The organism is Streptomyces sp. SCL15-4 (genome assembly GCF_033366695.1).
Classification (GTDB): domain Bacteria; phylum Actinomycetota; class Actinomycetes; order Streptomycetales; family Streptomycetaceae; genus Streptomyces.
On sequence record NZ_JAOBTQ010000001.1, the window covers coordinates 6,981,957 to 6,997,151 of the forward strand.

Below are 15,195 nucleotides of genomic sequence, written 5' to 3' on the forward strand. Positions count from 1 at the left end.
GGCCCGTGGATCGGCCCTTCAGGGCGGTGCCCTGCGGACCGTAGATTTCCCGTCATGATCGACACCGCTTCCGAGAACCCCGTCCTGCGGGTCGCCCCCGCCGCGCCGGCCGAGGCCGCCGCCTACTTCCGGGCGAGCCTCGCCTTCCACGCCGACGTCTCCGACGTGGCCGCCGCGCTCGCGGCCGGCGGCGACCCCGGATTCGTCGTCGTGGACACCCGGTCCACCGCCTCCTGGGACCAGGGCCACGTCCCGGGCGCGGTCCACCTGCCGACCGCGCTCATCGGTGAACAGGCCGAACGGCTCCTCGACAGGTCCGTGCCCGTGGTGACGTACTGCTGGGGTCCCGGCTGCAACGGGGCCACCCGCGCCGCCCTCGCCCTCGCCGAACTCGGCTACCGGGTCAAGGAGATGCTCGGCGGCTTCGAGTACTGGGCCCGCGAGGGCTTCGCCTACGAGACCTGGCAGGGCCCGGCCCGCCGGGACGCCGATCCGCTGACCGCGCCCGTCGACGGCGACTGCGGCTGCTGAACGGCCACCGCCGGTCAGCGCAGCCCGTCGAAGGCGACGTGCAGGTGCCGGGGCCCGCGCAGCACGGCGTTGTCCCGGTACGGCGGCGGATCCTCCACCAGGCGGGGGTTCTCCAGCCGCCGGGCCAGCTCGGACAGCGCGATCTGGGTCTCCAGGCGGGCCAGCGGGGCGCCGAAGCAGCTGTGGATGCCGCTGCCGAAGCCGAGGTGCCGGAGGTCCTCGCGGTCCGGGTCGAACCGGTCGGGGTCCTTGAACCGCTCCGGGTCCCGGTTGCCCGCGGCCAGCATCAGCCAGATCCGCGAGCCTCTCGGGATGGTGACCCCGCGCACCTCGATGTCGGTGACGCAGGTGCGCTGCGGCACGAGCTGCACCGGTGGTTCGTAGCGCAGCAGTTCCTCCACGACGGTGACCGACAGCCCCGGGTCCTCCCGCAGCCGCCGCAGGATCTCCGGGTGCCGCAGCAGGGTCAGCATGCCGTTGGTGATCAGGTTGACCGTCGTCTCGTGCCCGGCGATCAGCAGCAGCACCGAGGTGCTGAGCACCTCCATCGTCGTCATCGAGCCGTCCGGGCCCCTGCTGTTCACCAGGTCGGACAACAGGTCCTCGCGGGGCTCCCTGACCCGCTCCTCGACCAACCCGGACAGGTACATGCCGAGCCGCATCCGCGCCTCCCGCGCGGCCCGCTGGTGCTCCGCCGCCTCGTCTCCACCCGGCCGCTTCTGCGGGTCCAGGCTCGCGACCAGCGGGTCCACCCAGGTGCGGAACGTCGGCTCGTCCTCCCGGGGGACTCCGAGCAGCCGGCAGATCACCGTCACCGGGAAGGGATAGGCGAACTGGTCCACCAGGTCCACCCGGCGGGCGTCCCCGAAGCCGTCGATCAGCCCGGTGACGATCTCCCGCATGGCGCCGCGCATGCCCTCGATGCGCCGCGGCCGGTGCGGCGGGCCGAACCCGGTGTTGGCGATGCGGCGCAGCCGGTCGTGCTCGGGCGGGTCCAGCCGCAGGAACGACGGCGGCAGCCCGCCCGTCTCCTCCGGCTCGCCCGGCCCGTCCTCCCCGGCGGCGGCCAGGTTCGCCGCGTCGGAGCTGATCCGCGGATCGTGCAGCAACGCCTCGATGTCGTAGTACGAGCTGATGAGATACGGGCCGCCCTCCTCTTCGTGGAGCACCGGCGTCCGGCGGAGTTCCTCGTACAGCGGATACGGGTCGGCGCGGTTCTTGAAATCGGTGATCTGGCGTGCCAGCGAGGTGTGCGGCATGGCGGTTCCTTGGGGCGTCGGGGCCGGGAGGTCAGTGGCGGGCGGGGTGGAAGACCAGCTGCTGGTCGGCCGGCGAGTAGCCGGTGAGGGTCACCATGGGCCCGTGGGTCGGCAGCGACGGGTCCGGGAAACCGGCCGGCACCGGCTGCCGGCCCTCCGGCCGGCGGTCCGGCGTCGAGAACTCCACCGGGAACGGCGCGCCCCGCTCGATCTGCCGCTGGTAGAACTCCAGCCAGCGCGCGTTGTCGAAGGTCACGGCGGCCACGATCCGTCCCTGGTGGCCGTAGACCCCGACGAACCGGCGCTCGGCGAGCGAACCCTGCGTGATCATGAGCTGCTCGCCCATCGGCGGCACCCCGACCGACTTGATGTTGACCCCGAACATCGACGACCAGAAGGCCGGCATCCACAGGTGCGGGCGCCGGTCGGCGCCGTCGCAGATCATGTTGTGCGCGGCCGTCTCCGCCTGCGCGACGGCGTTGCCCCAGTGCTCCAGCGACAGGAACTGGTAGCCGAACAGCGCGTGCGGGGAGCGTGCCACATCGCCCGCCACGAAGACGTCGTCCGTGACGATGCCCCGGAAGTCGAAGGCCCGGCAGCCCGCGTCACAGGCGATGCCCCGGGGCCCAGCGCCCAGCCCCGACCCGGCCAGCCACTCCGTGTTGCGCAGCGATCCCAGCGACACCACCACCACATCCGCCTCGACGACGCTCTCGTCGGACAGATGCACGGCCCGCACCCTGCCGACCGTGTCTCCTTCCAGCGCCGTCACCGTGACATGGGTGCGCAGGTCCACGCCGTGCTCCGTCGCGAGGTCCGCCGCGACCGCGCCGACCACCCCGCCGAGCGCCCCCACCAGCGGCGCCGCCGCGCGCTCGGCCATGCTGACCGGCAGGCCCGTCTCGCGGCAGGCGGAGGCGACCTCCGAGCCGGCGAACCCGGCGCCGATCACGAACACCCGCCGCGGTCCCGCCTTCAGCCGCCGGGCCAGGTCGGCCGCGTCCTGTCGGGTGCGCAGCACGCACACCCCGTCCAGCCGGGCCTCCTCCTCGTTGAACCACGGCCGGGCCCGCACCCCGGTCGCGATGAGCAGCCGGTCGTACTCCACCTCGTCCCCGTCGGCCAGCCGGACCCGCTTGGCCGCCAGGTCCAGCCCGGTCGCCGCGACACCCAGCCGCCACTTCGCGTCGATCTCCCGGCGGCGCGGCAGCTCCGTGCGGAGCGGGGACGCCATGCCCAGCAGCGCGGACTTCGACAGCGGCGGCCGGTCGTACGGCTCGCACGGCTCGTCCCCGATCAGGGTCAGGTCACCGGCGAAGCCCTCCGCGCGCAGCGTCTCGGCCGCCCGCAGGCCCGCCAGCGAGGCGCCCACGATCACGATCCGACCCTCGCGTCTGAGCCGTTCCACGTGGTCAGCGGACATCGGACGCCTCCTGGGTCCCGCCCGCGCGGTGAAGCCCGTCGGCGGTGATCGCCCGCACCGGGCAGGCGGCCACCGCCCGCGCCACCCGCTCCCGCTGCTCCTCCTGCGGGCACGGGTCGTAGATCAGCGCCTCCTCGCCGTGCATGGCGAAGACATCGGGTGCGAGGAACGCGCACTGGGCGTACCCCTGGCACTTGTTGAGATCGACGACGAGCCTCATCGGCGCTCCGCCCTTTCGAGTGGCGAGGTCCGGCGCGCGCAGCACGGCTCGCGCGGGCGGGCTCCGGACGGCGGTCTCCCCCCGCTCGCCAGCATCGAGCGGGGACCGGGCGCCCGCGCGCCGGGCACGCCGATCGAGTGAGCGCCCGGCGCCCTACCCGGCGTCCCGCCCCGGCCCCGCACCCTGTCCGTCCCCCGGCCCCCGGCCGCCCGCCCCGAGGATGTGCAGGCCGATCAGCAGCGACCAGGCCGGGAAGACGAGTTCCGCCCAGGGCACGTTCGACGAGACGAAGAGCAGGACCAGCACGGTGACGAAGCCCGCGATCGTCAGCGGGCGCGGCAGCACGCCCAGCCGGTGGCCCATGACAGACAGGGACGACACGAACACGGCCGCCATCCGCATGGCGTACCCCGTCATCAGCGTGTAGGCGAGGTGGCGGCCGAAGTCCCAGGCCGCCGACAGCGGCGGCACACCCGGCGGATGGGCCACCGCCAGCACGGCACCCGCCGCCGCGGCGGCCCCGAACAGCGTGGCGGTGAAGACCAGCCCGCTGCCCAGGAAGACGGTGGCGAGGAACTTGTCCTCGACCGCGCCGACGTGCGCGCGGACCGCGCCGAGGAACCACAGGAAGAAGATCCCGGCGAACGGCACCAGCGCGAGGGCCGCCCGCAGCGCGCCGCGCCGCCCGGAGTCCGTGAACCCCCGGACGGTGACCGCCTCGGTTCCCTCCGGGATGGCCAGCCTGACCAGGACCATCGCCGCCGCCAGCAGCGCGAAGACGACCCCGGCCAGACCCGCGGCACGCGGTGTCCGCAGCGCCCTGTGCCCCGGCGCGTTCTCCCGCATGGCCCGGCCCGCCTTTCCGTGTCGGCCCCCGGCACCAGCGGGCCACCTCCGCGCCGGCCGCGCCACCGGGAGACGGCCGTCCGGCGGAGCGGAAAACCGCTCGCGCCTCCCCGGCCGTCCTCCCTAAGGTGGGCGTCCATGCCGACACCTGCCGAACTGCGCCGCGACCCCCTGCCCCTGCGCGGCCGGACCGCTCTCGTCACCGGTGCCTCCCGGCGGGCCGGGATCGGGCACGCCGTGGCCCGGCGGCTGGCCGCCTACGGCGCGAGCGTGTACCTGCACCACCACGTACCGCACGACGCCGCCATGCCCTGGGGCGCCGACAGCCCCGACGCCGTCGCCGACTCCGTACGCGAGGCGCTCGGCGACGTCCGGGCGCGGGTCGTCTCCGGCCCCGGCGACCTGGCCGACCCGGCGGAACCGGCCCGGCTGGTCCGCACCGTGACCGAGGAGTTCGGCCGCTTGGACATCCTCGTGGCCAACCACGCCCTCAGCGGCTCCGACGGCACCCTGGACGACATCGACGCGGCCATGCTGGACGCCCACTGGGCCGTCGACACCCGCTCGGTGCTGCTGCTCGTCCAGGCGTACGCCCGCTCGCGCGCCGCCCTGCCCGAGGACGCCCCCGGCGGACGCGTGGTGCTGATGACCTCCGGCCAGGACCAGGGCGGAGGGATGCCGGGCGAGATCGCCTACGCCTTGCAGAAGGGCGCCCTCGCCTCCGTCACCCGCTCGCTGTCCACCGCGCTCGCCGACCGGCGGATCACGGTGAACGCCGTCAATCCCGGCCCGGTCGACACCGGTTACGCCACCGACGAGGCCCGCGCGGCCGTGGCCGCGCTATTCCCCGCCGGACGCTGGGGCGTGCCCGACGACCCCGCCCGCCTCATCGCCTGGCTGGCCACCGATGAGGCGCACTGGATCACCGGACAGGTGATCAACTCCGAAGGCGGCTTCCGGCGCTGACGCCGGATGAGCGGGGCCGGCAGCCGCCGGCCCCGCGGGTCAGAGCCGCGACAACTCGTCCAGCAGGTCGTCCAGGCCCAGCGAACCCTGCGACAGCGCCGCCATGTGCCAGGCCTTCAGGTCGAACGCGGCGCCGTGCCGCGCGCTCGCCCGCTCCCGGCCCAGCAGCCAGACCCGCTCGCCCAGCTTGTAGCCGATGGCCTGCCCCGGCATGGTCAGATAGCGGGTCAGCTCGCTCTCCACGAAGTCCGCCGGGCGGCTGCTGTGCGCCCCGAAGAACTCCTCCGCCAGCTCCGGGGTCCAGCGCTCGCCCGGACGGAACGGGGAGTCGGCCGGGATCTCCAGTTCAAGGTGCATACCGATGTCGATGATCACCCGCACCGCGCGCATCATCTGCGCGTCCAGATAGCCGAGCCGCTCCTCCGGGTCGCGGAGAAAACCCAGTTCGTCCATCAACCGTTCCGCGTACAGCGCCCAGCCCTCGACGTTGGCGCTGACCATGCCGACCGTCGCCTGGTAGCGGGAGAGGCCGTCCGCCACGTGCACCCACTGCGCGAGCTGGAGATGGTGGCCGGGCACACCCTCGTGGTACCACGTCGAGACCAGGTCGTAGACCGGGAAGCGGGTCAGGCCCATCGTGGGCAGCCAGGTCCGGCCGGGCCGGGAGAAGTCCTCCGACGGGCCCGTGTAGTAGGGGGCCGCCGCACCGCCGGGCGGCGCGACGCACGACTCCACCCGCCGCACCCGCTCGGCCAGTTCGAAGTGGGTGCCGTCCAGTTCCTCGATCGCCCGGTCCATCAGCCCCTGGAGCCAGTCGCGGACCTCGTCCACGCCCTCGACGTGCCGGCCGTGCGCGTCCAGGTGCGCGAGCGCCGCCCACGGCGTCTTCGCGCCGGGCAGGATCTTCTCCGCCTCCTCGCGCATCTCGCCGAGGAGGCGGTGGAACTCCGCCCAGCCGTAGGCGTACGCCTCGTCCAGGTCCAGGTCGGTGCCGTTGTAGTAGCGGGCCCAGCGTGCGTACCGCTCCCGGCCGGCCACGTTCGGGGCGCCCTCGACCGCCGGCGCGTACACCTGACGCAGCCAGTCCCGCAGCTCCACCACGGCGCCGGTCGCCGCCCGCGCCGCCTCGTCCAGCTCCGCGCGCAGCGCCTCGGGTCCCGCGGCGGCGAAGTCCTCGAACCAGCCGCGGCCCTCGCCGGTGCCCGCCCACTCGGTCAGCTGGCCGATGAACGTGGCGGTCGGCCGCGGCGCCGCGAACAGCTTCCGGTCCAGGCCGAGCCGGAGCGAGGCGCGGTAGCCCGCGAGCGCATCCGGCACCGCGCGCAGCCGCTCGGCGATCGCCGCCCAGTCCTCCTCCGTGTCGGCCGGCGTGACCGTGAAGATCTCCCGCACCTCGTGGCCGGGTGTGTGCATGTTGCCGACCTCGCGCAGGTGCTCGCCCGCCTCGTACACGGCGAGCCGGGCGGTCAGCCGCTCCCGCAGCAGCCGCCCGCAGCGCCGTTCGGCATCGCTGTCCGCGCCGGGCTGCCGCTCCGCCTCGTCGAGCCTCGCGAGGGTGGCCCGGGTCAGCCGCGCCTGCGCGTCCCATCCCGCGGGCGAGTAGTCGGGCAGCCGGCTCGAACTCTCCGGCACCCCGAGGTAGGTGCCGGTGACCGGGTCGAGGGCGATGAGGTCGTCCACATAGGCGTCGGCGACCTGACGGGGCAGCGGGATCTGGGTATCGGACATGCGGCCCATCCTCGTACGCCGGAGATCACCGCGTCACCCGCGTACGGCGCGTTTCAGCTCCGGGCGTGGCCGGGCGGCAGCAGCGGCCCGCACTCCCACTGCTGGAACACGAGCCGGGTCTCCACCCGGGCGACCTCGCGCCGTGCCGTGAACTCGTCCAGTACCAGCCGCTGGAGGTCGGCCACGTCCGCGACGGCCACGTGCACCAGATAGTCGTCCGGGCCGGTCAGATGGAACACCGTCCGCGCCTCCGGAAGCGCCCGGATCCGCTCCACGAACGGCCCGACCAGCTCCCGCCGGTGCGGCCGTACCTGCACCGACAGCAGCGCCTGGAGGCCGCGCCCCAGCTTGGCCGGGTCCAGCCGCAGCCGGTGGCCGAGGATCACGCCCGAGCGGCGCAGCCGGGCCACCCGGTCCAGACAGGTCGACGGGGCCACGCCCACCTGCGCGGCGAGGTCCCGGTAGGTGGTCCGGGCGTCGTTCTGCAACAGCCGCAGCAGATGCAGATCCACCGGATCCAGTACGACGGACTCGGCCATGTGCCGAACGTAGCACGGCACTTGGCGCCGGAGAACCGGGCGGTGTTCACCCTTTCGCCCATGGACACAGCGAGCACCGGTGCCTACGACGGAGTACGCACCGCACCGAGAGCCCTGGCCACCGAGGCCGTGCACGCCGGCCGCGACGACCTGGCCCGTCAGGGCCTGCACGCCCCGCCGATCGACCTGTCCACCACCTACCCGTCCCACGACAGCCGGGCCGAGGCCGCCCGCATCGACGCCTTCGCCACCGCCGGCGCGGACCTGGCCGGCCCGCCGGTCTACGCCCGCCTCGGCAACCCGACCGTCGCCCGCTTCGAGACCGCCCTCGCCCGGCTGGAGGGCACCGAGACCGCCGTCGCCTTCGCCAGCGGCATGGCCGCGCTCAGTGCGGTGCTCCTGGCCCGCGCTTCGGCGGGCCTGCGGCACGCCGTCGCGGTGCGGCCCCTGTACGGGTGCAGCGACCACCTGCTGACCGCCGGGCTGCTCGGCACGGAGGTCACCTGGACCGACCCGGACGGCATCGCCGGTGCGCTGCGGCCGGACACCGGGCTGGTGATGGTCGAATCGCCGGCCAATCCGACCCTCGCCGAGGTCGACCTGCGGGCCGTCGCCCGCGCCTGCGGCCCGGTGCCGCTGCTCGCCGACAACACCTTCGCCACGCCGGTGCTCCAGCGGCCGGCCGGACAGGGCGCACGGCTGGTGCTGCACAGCGCCACCAAGTACCTCGGCGGCCACGGCGACGTGCTGGCCGGGGTGGTCGCCTGCGACGAGGAGTTCGCGGGACGGCTGCGGCAGATCCGGTTCGCCACGGGCGGCGTCCTGCATCCGCTGGCCGGCTATCTGCTGCTGCGCGGACTGTCCACCCTCCCGGTGCGGGTACGGGCCGCCTCCGCGACCGCCGCCGAGCTGGCCCGGCGGCTCGCCGCGGACCCGAGGGTGGCCCGGGTGCGCTATCCGCGCCTCGGCGGCGCGATGGTCGCCTTCGAGGTCCACGGCGATCCGCACGAGGTGATCTCCCGGGTGCGGCTCGTCACTCCCGCGGTGAGCCTCGGCAGCGTCGACACGCTCATCCAGCACCCCGCGTCCATCAGCCACCGCATCGTGGACGCCGGTGACCGGCACGACGCGGGCGTCACGGACCGCCTGCTCCGCCTGTCCGTGGGCCTGGAGGACGTGGACGACCTGTGGGCGGACCTGGACCAGGCCCTGGGCGCGGCGCGCGCACGGCAGGGCGCGAGGGCGTTGGAGGAGTCGGTGCGCTGAGACAGGGCCGAGGGCCCGGCGCCGAAGGATCGGTTCGCCGGGCCCTGACGGTGGCTGTCAGTCGCGGTGGGCCGGACTGGTGGGGTGGGGAGCGGCGGAGGGCTGCGGAGGCGCCTCCAGGCGGGCCGTGATGACCAGGGTGCCCTCTTCGATCTGGTAGTCCAGCGGGAGGCCGAGGGCGCGCATCGCGGCGATCATGCCGGTGTTGGACGCCTTGGTCACGGCGTACACGCTCGCGCAGCCGGCCTCCGCGGCCATCGACACCAGCCGGCCGAGGAGTTCGCCGCCGACGCCCCGCCGCTGCCACTCGTCCTCGACCAGCAGCGCGACCTCCGTCTCGTCGCCGTCCCAGAGCAGATGCCCGAGGCCGACGATCCGGCCGGCCGCGGTCTGCGCGGCCAGGGTGCGGCCGAAGCGGGGGCTGAGCAGGTGGTTCAGATAGCGGTCGGCGTCACCGACCGGGCCGTGGTAGCGCAGCCCGAGCGTCCGCGCCGAGCACCGGTCGTGCATCGCCCTGGCCGCGGGCAGGTCCCCGGTGTCCACCCGGCGCACCGTGATGTCGTCGCCCTCGGGCAGCGTCAGCACGTCCTGCCCGCGAGGAATCCGCGGCCCGAGCCGTCCGTCCAGCTCCACCAGCGCCCGGGCGCGCGCGAACTCCGTCGGCGTGAACGGCAGATACGGCCGTTCCACGGTGAGCACCCCGCCCTCGGGCGCCGGCAGCCGCATCACGGTGTCCTCCAGCACCCCCTCGGCCGGCACCGGCAGCGGGCCCCGGCCGGCGCCGGCCGGCGTGCCGGGCAGCGACCGGATCGTGCACCGGCCCAGCAGCTGGCGCAGCGCCAGCGGAAGTTCGGAGGCGTCCAGGGCCGTACGGGCGGCCAGGCCCAGCACCCGGGTCGGCGCGTCGACCAGATCGTGGGCGTCGGCCCGCTCGATCCACGTGGACGTGCCCCCGGCCAGCGCGACCGCCCGGGTGATCCCGGCCGCCGTGAGCGCGCCCGGCGCCCGCAGCAGGAACTCGTCCACCGTGCCGTCGGCCAGCGGGTGGGTCTGGAGGCTGAGGATGTCGACCCGGTGCTCGGCGAGCGCCGTGCACAGGGCGGCCAGGGACCCCGGCTCGTCCTTCACCGTCGTCCGCATCCGCCACAGCGCGCCGGGGCCGGGCAGTCCGGCCGCCGGGGCGCCGGGCCGCTCGGACGGCCCGGCCGGCCGCGTCGCGGCGGTCGGCCGGGCACCGGTATCGCCGGCGGGCGGCGCGTGTCCGTGGCGGCGTGACCACCACACGTGGAAGCCCGCCGTCGCGGCCAGCACGATCGCCGAGATCACGAGCAGGGCCGGCCCGTCCGGGCCGTGCCCGATCAGGTTGGCCACCGCGTCCGCGACGGCCACCGCGGTGAAGAGCGCGGCGAGTTCGACGAGGTCCCGCCGCCAGTGGTGCACGGGCCGCCCGTGCCGGGCCCGGGTCACATCAGGCATCTCTGGAGTCATGCGGCCACTGTGCAGGAGGGGTGTTGCGCGATCACGAACTGATTGTGTCCGATGGGTAAAGCATGCTCCGTCCCTTTTGTTGCATTTTCTACGGCCGACCGGGCGCCCTCCTCGCTCCGGCCGCCCGTCCGCCTACTGCCCGACCCGCCCCGGCTGGAGCGTCCGGCTGAACAGCACGCCGCCGTCCTGCTCGCGCAGCCGTACCGTCAGCTCGCCGCTGTCCCCGTCGATGTCCACCTCGCCGAAGAACTGGTAGCCGCCGGCGGGCGAGACGTTGGACGCGGTCGGTGCCTTCACGAAGACCCGCTCGGGCCCGAACGTGCCGTCCAGCGGGCTCGCCGGGAACGCGCCCGCGTTCAGCGGCCCGGAGACGAACTCCCAGAACGGCTCGAAGTCGGTGAACGCGGCCCGGGACGGCTGGTAGTGCTGGGCGGAGGTGTGGTGCACGTCCGCCGTCAGCCACACCGTGCCGGTGATCCGCCGGTGCTTGACGAACCGCAGCAGCTCGGCGATCTGCAGCTCACGCCCGAGCGGCGCACCCGGGTCGCCCTGGGCCACCGCCTCGAAGTTCGGCCGGCCCTCCGTCGCGTCCGGTACGACGAGCCCGATCGGCATGTCGGCGGCGATCACCTTCCACACCGCGCGCGAGCGGGCCAGCTCCCGCTTGAGCCACTCCAGCTGCTCCCGGCCGAGGATGCCCTCGGGGTCGGTGGTCTGGTCGTCGGGGGAGTTGGCGTTGCGGTAGGTGCGCATGTCCAGCACGAATAGATCCAGCAGCGGGCCCCGGCGCAGCACCCGGTACACCCGGCCGTCCCTGGCGCCCGGCCGCAGCGTGGGGACCGGGAAGTACTCGCTGAACGCCCGCCGGGCGCGCGCCGCGAGGACGTCGACGCTCTTCTCGGTGTACCGGGCGTCGGTCGTGGCGATCACCTCGCCCGGGTACCAGTTGTTGCGCACCTCGTGGTCGTCCCACTGGACGACCGAGGGCACCTGGGCGTTGAAGCGGCGCAGGTTGGCGTCGAGCAGGTTGTAGCGGAAGTTGCCCCGGTACTCGGCCAGGGTCTCGGCGACCTTCGCCTTCTCCTCGGTGGTGACGTTCCGCCAGGTGCCGCCGTCGGGCAGCGCCTGGGTCGCGGAGATCGGGCCGTCGGCGTATATGGAGTCGCCGCTGCACAGGAAGAAGTCCGGGTCCAGTCCGGCCATGGCGTCGTAGATGCGGTAGCCGCCGAGGTCGGGGTTGATGCCCCAGCCCTGCCCGGCGAGGTCGCCCGACCACAGGAACCGCACGCCGTCCCGGCGGCGCCGGGAGACCGTGCGGAAGGTGCCGGTGACGGGCTCGCCGGTGCGGCGCGGGTCGTCCGGGTCGGCGAGCAGCACCCGGTAGTGGATCTGCTCGCCGGAGGGCAGGCCGTGCAGCCGGGTGGTGCCGGTGAAGTCCGTGCCGGCGCCCAGCAGCGGACCGTGCCACCGGCGCGGGTTGCGGAACGACTCGGTGGCCGAGGTCTCCACGATCATCCGGGCGGGCCGGTCCGCGCGCACCCACACCAGACCCGAGTCGGCGCTCACGTCGCCGGTCTGCACGCCCCAGCCCGCCCCGGGCCGGCCGGAGCGGGCGAACGCCGGGGCCGCGCCGGGGCCGACGGGCAGGGTCAGGGCCGCCGACGCGGCGAGCGAGCCGCGCAGAACGCTGCGGCGGCCCGGGAACGGGCGGTGGGACATGGCTGCGCCTCCAGGGACGGGATCCGGCCGGTGTGCACAGCCACACCTACGGGGGCGGCGCGGCCGGCACGCGAACCGGAGGTGAACTCCGCCCGGCCGCCCGGGGCCCTCGGCACCGCTCAGCGGCTGCCGTCCAGGATCACCCGCGCCACCAGCGCCGGGTCGTCGTTCATCGGGACGTGACCGCAGCCGGGCAGCCGCACCAGCCGGGCGTGCGGGATGAGCCGCTTGGCGCGGATGCCCTGGCGGCGCACGAGGATCCGGTCCCGCGTGCCCCAGGCCACCGTGACCGGCAGGCCCGGCACATCGTCGGTGAACCGGACGGCGGCGCCCGCCCGCAGGGTCGCCTCGAAGCCGGTGGCCGTCGCGAGCGCGTGTGTCTCGGCGACCACCGCCGCCGGCGAACGGCGCGCGGGCCGGGCGTAGATGGTGCTGGTCAGCGCCGTACGGCCGGCCGCCGTGCGGGACAGCCCCGCCACCACCGGCGGCGGCAGCCGCCGGGCGATGCCGCGCATGCCGAGCAGCACCGTGAAGGCGTAGCGCCGCTCCGCCCGCGACCAGAAACCGGCCGGGGACAGGGCGGTGACGGAGCGTACGAGTCTGTCCCGGCCCAGTGCGAGCGCCAGCAGACCGCCCAGCGAGTTCCCGGCCACGTGCGGGCGGTCCAGGTCCAGCGCCTCGAACAGGGCGCCGAGCACCGCGTTGGTGGTCGGCAGGTCGTAGGCCAGACCGTCCGGCAGCCCCGGTGACGCGCCGAACCCCGGCAGGTCCACGGCGATCACCTCGCGCTCGGTGGCCAGGATGTCCACGACCGGGTCCCAGGCCTGCCGGTGGTGGCCGATGCCGTGCAGCAGGACCAGCGGTTCACCGCGGCCCACGCGCGCGTAGGACACGGTCACCTCGCCGGGGCCATGGGGGGCGGGGACCTGGAAGGAGACGGTGGCGGACATGGGGTGCTCCTCGTCTGTGCTGCCGGCGGACGCCGTAGACAGCTTGTCAGCAACTGCCTACCGGCGGGTAGCCCTTGGCGGGCACCGGCCCCGATTCCGGGTGGACACCGGCAGGCGGGTCCGATGGGATGGACCCGTGACCGCACAGCCCGCCACCGACGTCTTCGAAGAACACCGGCCCCTGCTCATGGGCGTCGCCTACCGCATGCTCGGCCGGGTCGCCGACGCGGAGGACGTGGTGCAGGAGGCATGGCTGCGCTGGTACCACGCCGACCGCGCGGAGGTTCGCGAACCGCGCGCCTATCTGGTGCGCGTCACCACCCGGCTGGCCATCGACCGGCTGCGCCAGGCACAGCGGCGCGGCGAGGCCTACGTCGGCCCCTGGCTGCCCGAGCCGTACCTCACCGAGTCCGCCGGTACCGCACCGGACTCCGCCGACCGCGCCGTGCTCGCCGACACGGTCTCCCTGGCCGTCCTGGTCGTCCTGGAATCGCTGTCCCCGCTGGAACGGGCGGTGTTCGTGCTCAGAGAGGCGTTCGGCTACCCGTACGCCGAGATCGCCGAGCTGCTGGAACGGACCGAGCCGGCGGTACGGCAGCTCGCCGGGCGGGCCCGCCGGCACGTGGCCGAACGGCGCCCGCGCTACGACGTCGACCCCGCCCGGCGCCGCGAACTGACCGAGCGTTTCCTCGCCGCGGCCGGCGGGGGCGACCTCCAGGGGCTGATGTCCCTGCTCGCCCCGGACGTCCGGCTGGTCGGCGACAGCGGCGGCAAGGCCAAGGCGCCGGTGCGCGTCCTGCACACCGCCGACAAGGTCGGCCGCTTCCTCGTCGGCGCCGCCCGCACCGCCCCGGCGGACCGGACCCATCGCGTCCTGGAGACCAACGGCGGCCCCGCCCTGCTGATCTCGGTCGGCGGCGAGCCCGACAGCCTGTTCCAGGTGGACGTCGCCGACGGCCGCATCACGTCCGTCTACATCATCCGCAACCCGGACAAGCTCCGGCACCTCGCCGGCCGCTGAGCCACCGCCTCCGCCCCGAGCCCCCGCCGTCCCGGCGGGGGCTTCGTCGTACCGCGGACGTCACCGTACGACGGGAGCTTTGCCGCGATGTCACACACACCGCCGCGCGCGAACGCCTCGTGAACGCTTCGCTGCCGGGCGTCCGGATACCGACGAGGCGGCCGAGGATTGGTCTTGACCAAGGGTGAGCGCCGCCCTATGGTCGCAGAGAAGTGCAACAACCTTTAATAAACAAGGGCGCCAAAAACCGCCGGACCACGGCTCTCGCGGAGGACAGGGTGGGGACCACGCAGCTGGAATCGGTACCGGAACCGAAGTACTGGCATCTCAAGACCGTGCTCAGCGAGGCACTCGACTCCGAGTTCTCGGTCGGCGAGATCCTGCCCAACGAACGTGACCTGGCCGCCCGCTTCGGCGTGGCCCGCGCCACGCTCCGCCAGGCCCTCGAACAGCTGGAGCTGGAGGGCCGGCTGCAACGCCGGCGCGGGGTCGGCACCACCGTCGCGCCCCCGCGCGTCGGCGTGGCCGTCGGCACGCGGCGGCACGACTGGCCCGGCGCCGCCGGAGACGCCTGGCAGCCCGTCGACGGCGCCCAGGCGGTGCCGCCGGCCGCCGTCGCCGCCGCGCTGGAGACCGGCGCGGACGAAGTGGTGCACACCGTGCGCCGCTCCCGGATGTCCCACAACCAGCAGGTCGCCACCGAACTGCTCTACATCCCGGCGGCCTCGGTGCCCGGCCTGACCGCGATCGACGCGCCCTCCGGCGCGGCACGCGCGCGTGCGGTGCTGCGGGAGCTTCAGCACCTGCCGCTGGAGGGGGAGGACCGCGCGGTCGAGCTGGGCTCCGCGCGCGCGGAGGACGCACGGGCACTGGACCGGCTCCCCGGCTCTCCGGTCCTCCTCGTCACCACCCGCTTCTTCGCCCAGGGCCGCACCGCCGCCCTGTCGGTGGCGACCTACCGCGCCGACACCTGCCGGCTCACCTTCGGCGACTCGGCGGGGGTCGAGATACACCACGACCCGGAGCAGCGCGCCTCCTGACCTCCGCACCGCCCGGCCCTCCGGACGGACCACACACCCCGCAACGCGGGGCCGCCTGCCGGCCCGCGGCCCCGCGACGAAGTTCGGTCGTGTTCCGCCGGGTCGTTGCCGAGGCGGTGTCCCTGCCCGCGGTGCGACTGAATCCAGCCAGATGACTGCCGTGCCGGTCTGCCGGCGCGGGCCCGCTTCCGTTGTGTTC

At 74.5% G+C, this 15,195-nt stretch carries 14 protein-coding genes; 5 read left to right on the top strand and 9 right to left on the bottom strand.

Features of this window, described 5'->3' with window-relative positions:
• Window positions 1–54: 54 nt before the first annotated feature.
• Window positions 55–531 carry a rhodanese-like domain-containing protein gene (locus SCK26_RS31405; RefSeq protein WP_318204710.1) on the top strand — a complete coding sequence of 159 codons (477 nt, stop codon included), beginning with the start codon at window positions 55–57 and terminating at the stop codon, window positions 529–531.
• 14 nt (window positions 532–545) lie between these two features.
• Here SCK26_RS31405 and SCK26_RS31410 read toward each other — a convergent pair whose 3' ends face one another.
• The 4 genes from SCK26_RS31410 to SCK26_RS31425 all read right to left on the bottom strand — a co-directional run bounded on the left by SCK26_RS31410 (window position 546) and on the right by SCK26_RS31425 (window position 4,279).
• On the bottom strand, window positions 546–1,790 hold the full coding sequence (locus SCK26_RS31410; RefSeq protein ID WP_318204711.1) for a cytochrome P450: 1,245 nt from the start codon (window positions 1,788–1,790) through the stop codon (window positions 546–548).
• Window positions 1,791–1,821: 31 nt separating this feature from the next.
• Complete coding sequence (locus SCK26_RS31415; RefSeq protein ID WP_318204712.1) at window positions 1,822–3,213, bottom strand: NAD(P)/FAD-dependent oxidoreductase; 1,392 nt, start codon at window positions 3,211–3,213, stop codon at window positions 1,822–1,824.
• Complete coding sequence (locus tag SCK26_RS31420) at window positions 3,203–3,433, bottom strand: ferredoxin (protein ID WP_318204713.1); 231 nt, start codon at window positions 3,431–3,433, stop codon at window positions 3,203–3,205. The genes SCK26_RS31415 and SCK26_RS31420 overlap by 11 nt, the downstream gene beginning before the upstream one ends.
• A gap of 153 nt (window positions 3,434–3,586) precedes the next feature.
• A complete protein-coding gene (locus tag SCK26_RS31425; RefSeq protein ID WP_318204714.1) occupies window positions 3,587–4,279 on the bottom strand; it encodes a hypothetical protein in 693 nt (230 codons plus the stop codon).
• Between the two features lie 138 nt (window positions 4,280–4,417).
• Between SCK26_RS31425 and SCK26_RS31430 the strand changes: the two genes are divergently transcribed.
• The gene (locus SCK26_RS31430; RefSeq protein ID WP_318204715.1) at window positions 4,418–5,245 is read left to right on the top strand and encodes an SDR family oxidoreductase; all 828 of its coding nucleotides are present in this window, start codon (window positions 4,418–4,420) and stop codon (window positions 5,243–5,245) included.
• A gap of 39 nt (window positions 5,246–5,284) precedes the next feature.
• Here SCK26_RS31430 and SCK26_RS31435 read toward each other — a convergent pair whose 3' ends face one another.
• On the bottom strand, window positions 5,285–6,973 hold the full coding sequence (locus tag SCK26_RS31435; protein ID WP_318204716.1) for a DUF885 domain-containing protein: 1,689 nt from the start codon (window positions 6,971–6,973) through the stop codon (window positions 5,285–5,287).
• 53 nt (window positions 6,974–7,026) lie between these two features.
• The gene (locus tag SCK26_RS31440; protein WP_318204717.1) at window positions 7,027–7,512 is read right to left on the bottom strand and encodes an Lrp/AsnC family transcriptional regulator; all 486 of its coding nucleotides are present in this window, start codon (window positions 7,510–7,512) and stop codon (window positions 7,027–7,029) included.
• A gap of 60 nt (window positions 7,513–7,572) precedes the next feature.
• On the opposite strand from SCK26_RS31440, the gene SCK26_RS31445 reads away from it, so the two are divergent.
• Window positions 7,573–8,778 carry a trans-sulfuration enzyme family protein gene (locus SCK26_RS31445; protein WP_318204718.1) on the top strand — a complete coding sequence of 402 codons (1,206 nt, stop codon included), beginning with the start codon at window positions 7,573–7,575 and terminating at the stop codon, window positions 8,776–8,778.
• Window positions 8,779–8,835: 57 nt separating this feature from the next.
• On the opposite strand, the gene SCK26_RS31450 is transcribed toward SCK26_RS31445, so the two are convergent.
• The 3 genes from SCK26_RS31450 to SCK26_RS31460 form a co-directional block, all read right to left on the bottom strand.
• Window positions 8,836–10,266, bottom strand: a complete 1,431-nt coding sequence (locus SCK26_RS31450) for a GNAT family N-acetyltransferase (protein ID WP_318204719.1) — start codon at window positions 10,264–10,266, stop codon at window positions 8,836–8,838.
• A gap of 132 nt (window positions 10,267–10,398) precedes the next feature.
• Entirely contained in the window at window positions 10,399–11,985 is a 1,587-nt protein-coding gene (locus tag SCK26_RS31455) for an alkaline phosphatase D family protein (RefSeq protein ID WP_318204720.1), read from the bottom strand.
• Between the two features lie 119 nt (window positions 11,986–12,104).
• Window positions 12,105–12,935, bottom strand: coding sequence for an alpha/beta fold hydrolase (locus tag SCK26_RS31460; protein ID WP_318204721.1), 831 nt, complete (start codon window positions 12,933–12,935; stop codon window positions 12,105–12,107).
• Window positions 12,936–13,071: 136 nt separating this feature from the next.
• Between SCK26_RS31460 and SCK26_RS31465 the strand changes: the two genes are divergently transcribed.
• Window positions 13,072–13,956, top strand: coding sequence for an RNA polymerase sigma-70 factor (locus SCK26_RS31465; RefSeq protein ID WP_318204722.1), 885 nt, complete (start codon window positions 13,072–13,074; stop codon window positions 13,954–13,956).
• A 278-nt stretch (window positions 13,957–14,234) separates the two neighbouring features.
• Window positions 14,235–14,996 (top strand): GntR family transcriptional regulator, encoded by a 762-nt coding sequence (locus tag SCK26_RS31470; protein WP_318204723.1) that lies wholly within the window; start codon window positions 14,235–14,237, stop codon window positions 14,994–14,996.
• Window positions 14,997–15,195: the final 199 nt, after the last annotated feature.

Excerpts from the sequence above, each read along its gene's own strand:
- SCK26_RS31405 (WP_318204710.1), top strand. The coding sequence starts at position 55 with ATGATCGACACCGCTTCCGAGAACCCCGTCCTGCGGGTCGCCCCCGCC.
- SCK26_RS31410 (WP_318204711.1), bottom strand. The coding sequence starts at position 1,790 with ATGCCGCACACCTCGCTGGCACGCCAGATCACCGATTTCAAGAACCGC.
- SCK26_RS31415 (WP_318204712.1), bottom strand. The coding sequence starts at position 3,213 with ATGTCCGCTGACCACGTGGAACGGCTCAGACGCGAGGGTCGGATCGTG.
- SCK26_RS31420 (WP_318204713.1), bottom strand. The coding sequence starts at position 3,433 with ATGAGGCTCGTCGTCGATCTCAACAAGTGCCAGGGGTACGCCCAGTGC.
- SCK26_RS31425 (WP_318204714.1), bottom strand. The coding sequence starts at position 4,279 with ATGCGGGAGAACGCGCCGGGGCACAGGGCGCTGCGGACACCGCGTGCC.
- SCK26_RS31430 (WP_318204715.1), top strand. The coding sequence starts at position 4,418 with ATGCCGACACCTGCCGAACTGCGCCGCGACCCCCTGCCCCTGCGCGGC.
- SCK26_RS31435 (WP_318204716.1), bottom strand. The coding sequence starts at position 6,973 with ATGTCCGATACCCAGATCCCGCTGCCCCGTCAGGTCGCCGACGCCTAT.
- SCK26_RS31440 (WP_318204717.1), bottom strand. The coding sequence starts at position 7,512 with ATGGCCGAGTCCGTCGTACTGGATCCGGTGGATCTGCATCTGCTGCGG.
- SCK26_RS31445 (WP_318204718.1), top strand. The coding sequence starts at position 7,573 with ATGGACACAGCGAGCACCGGTGCCTACGACGGAGTACGCACCGCACCG.
- SCK26_RS31450 (WP_318204719.1), bottom strand. The coding sequence starts at position 10,266 with ATGACTCCAGAGATGCCTGATGTGACCCGGGCCCGGCACGGGCGGCCC.
- SCK26_RS31455 (WP_318204720.1), bottom strand. The coding sequence starts at position 11,985 with ATGTCCCACCGCCCGTTCCCGGGCCGCCGCAGCGTTCTGCGCGGCTCG.
- SCK26_RS31460 (WP_318204721.1), bottom strand. The coding sequence starts at position 12,935 with ATGTCCGCCACCGTCTCCTTCCAGGTCCCCGCCCCCCATGGCCCCGGC.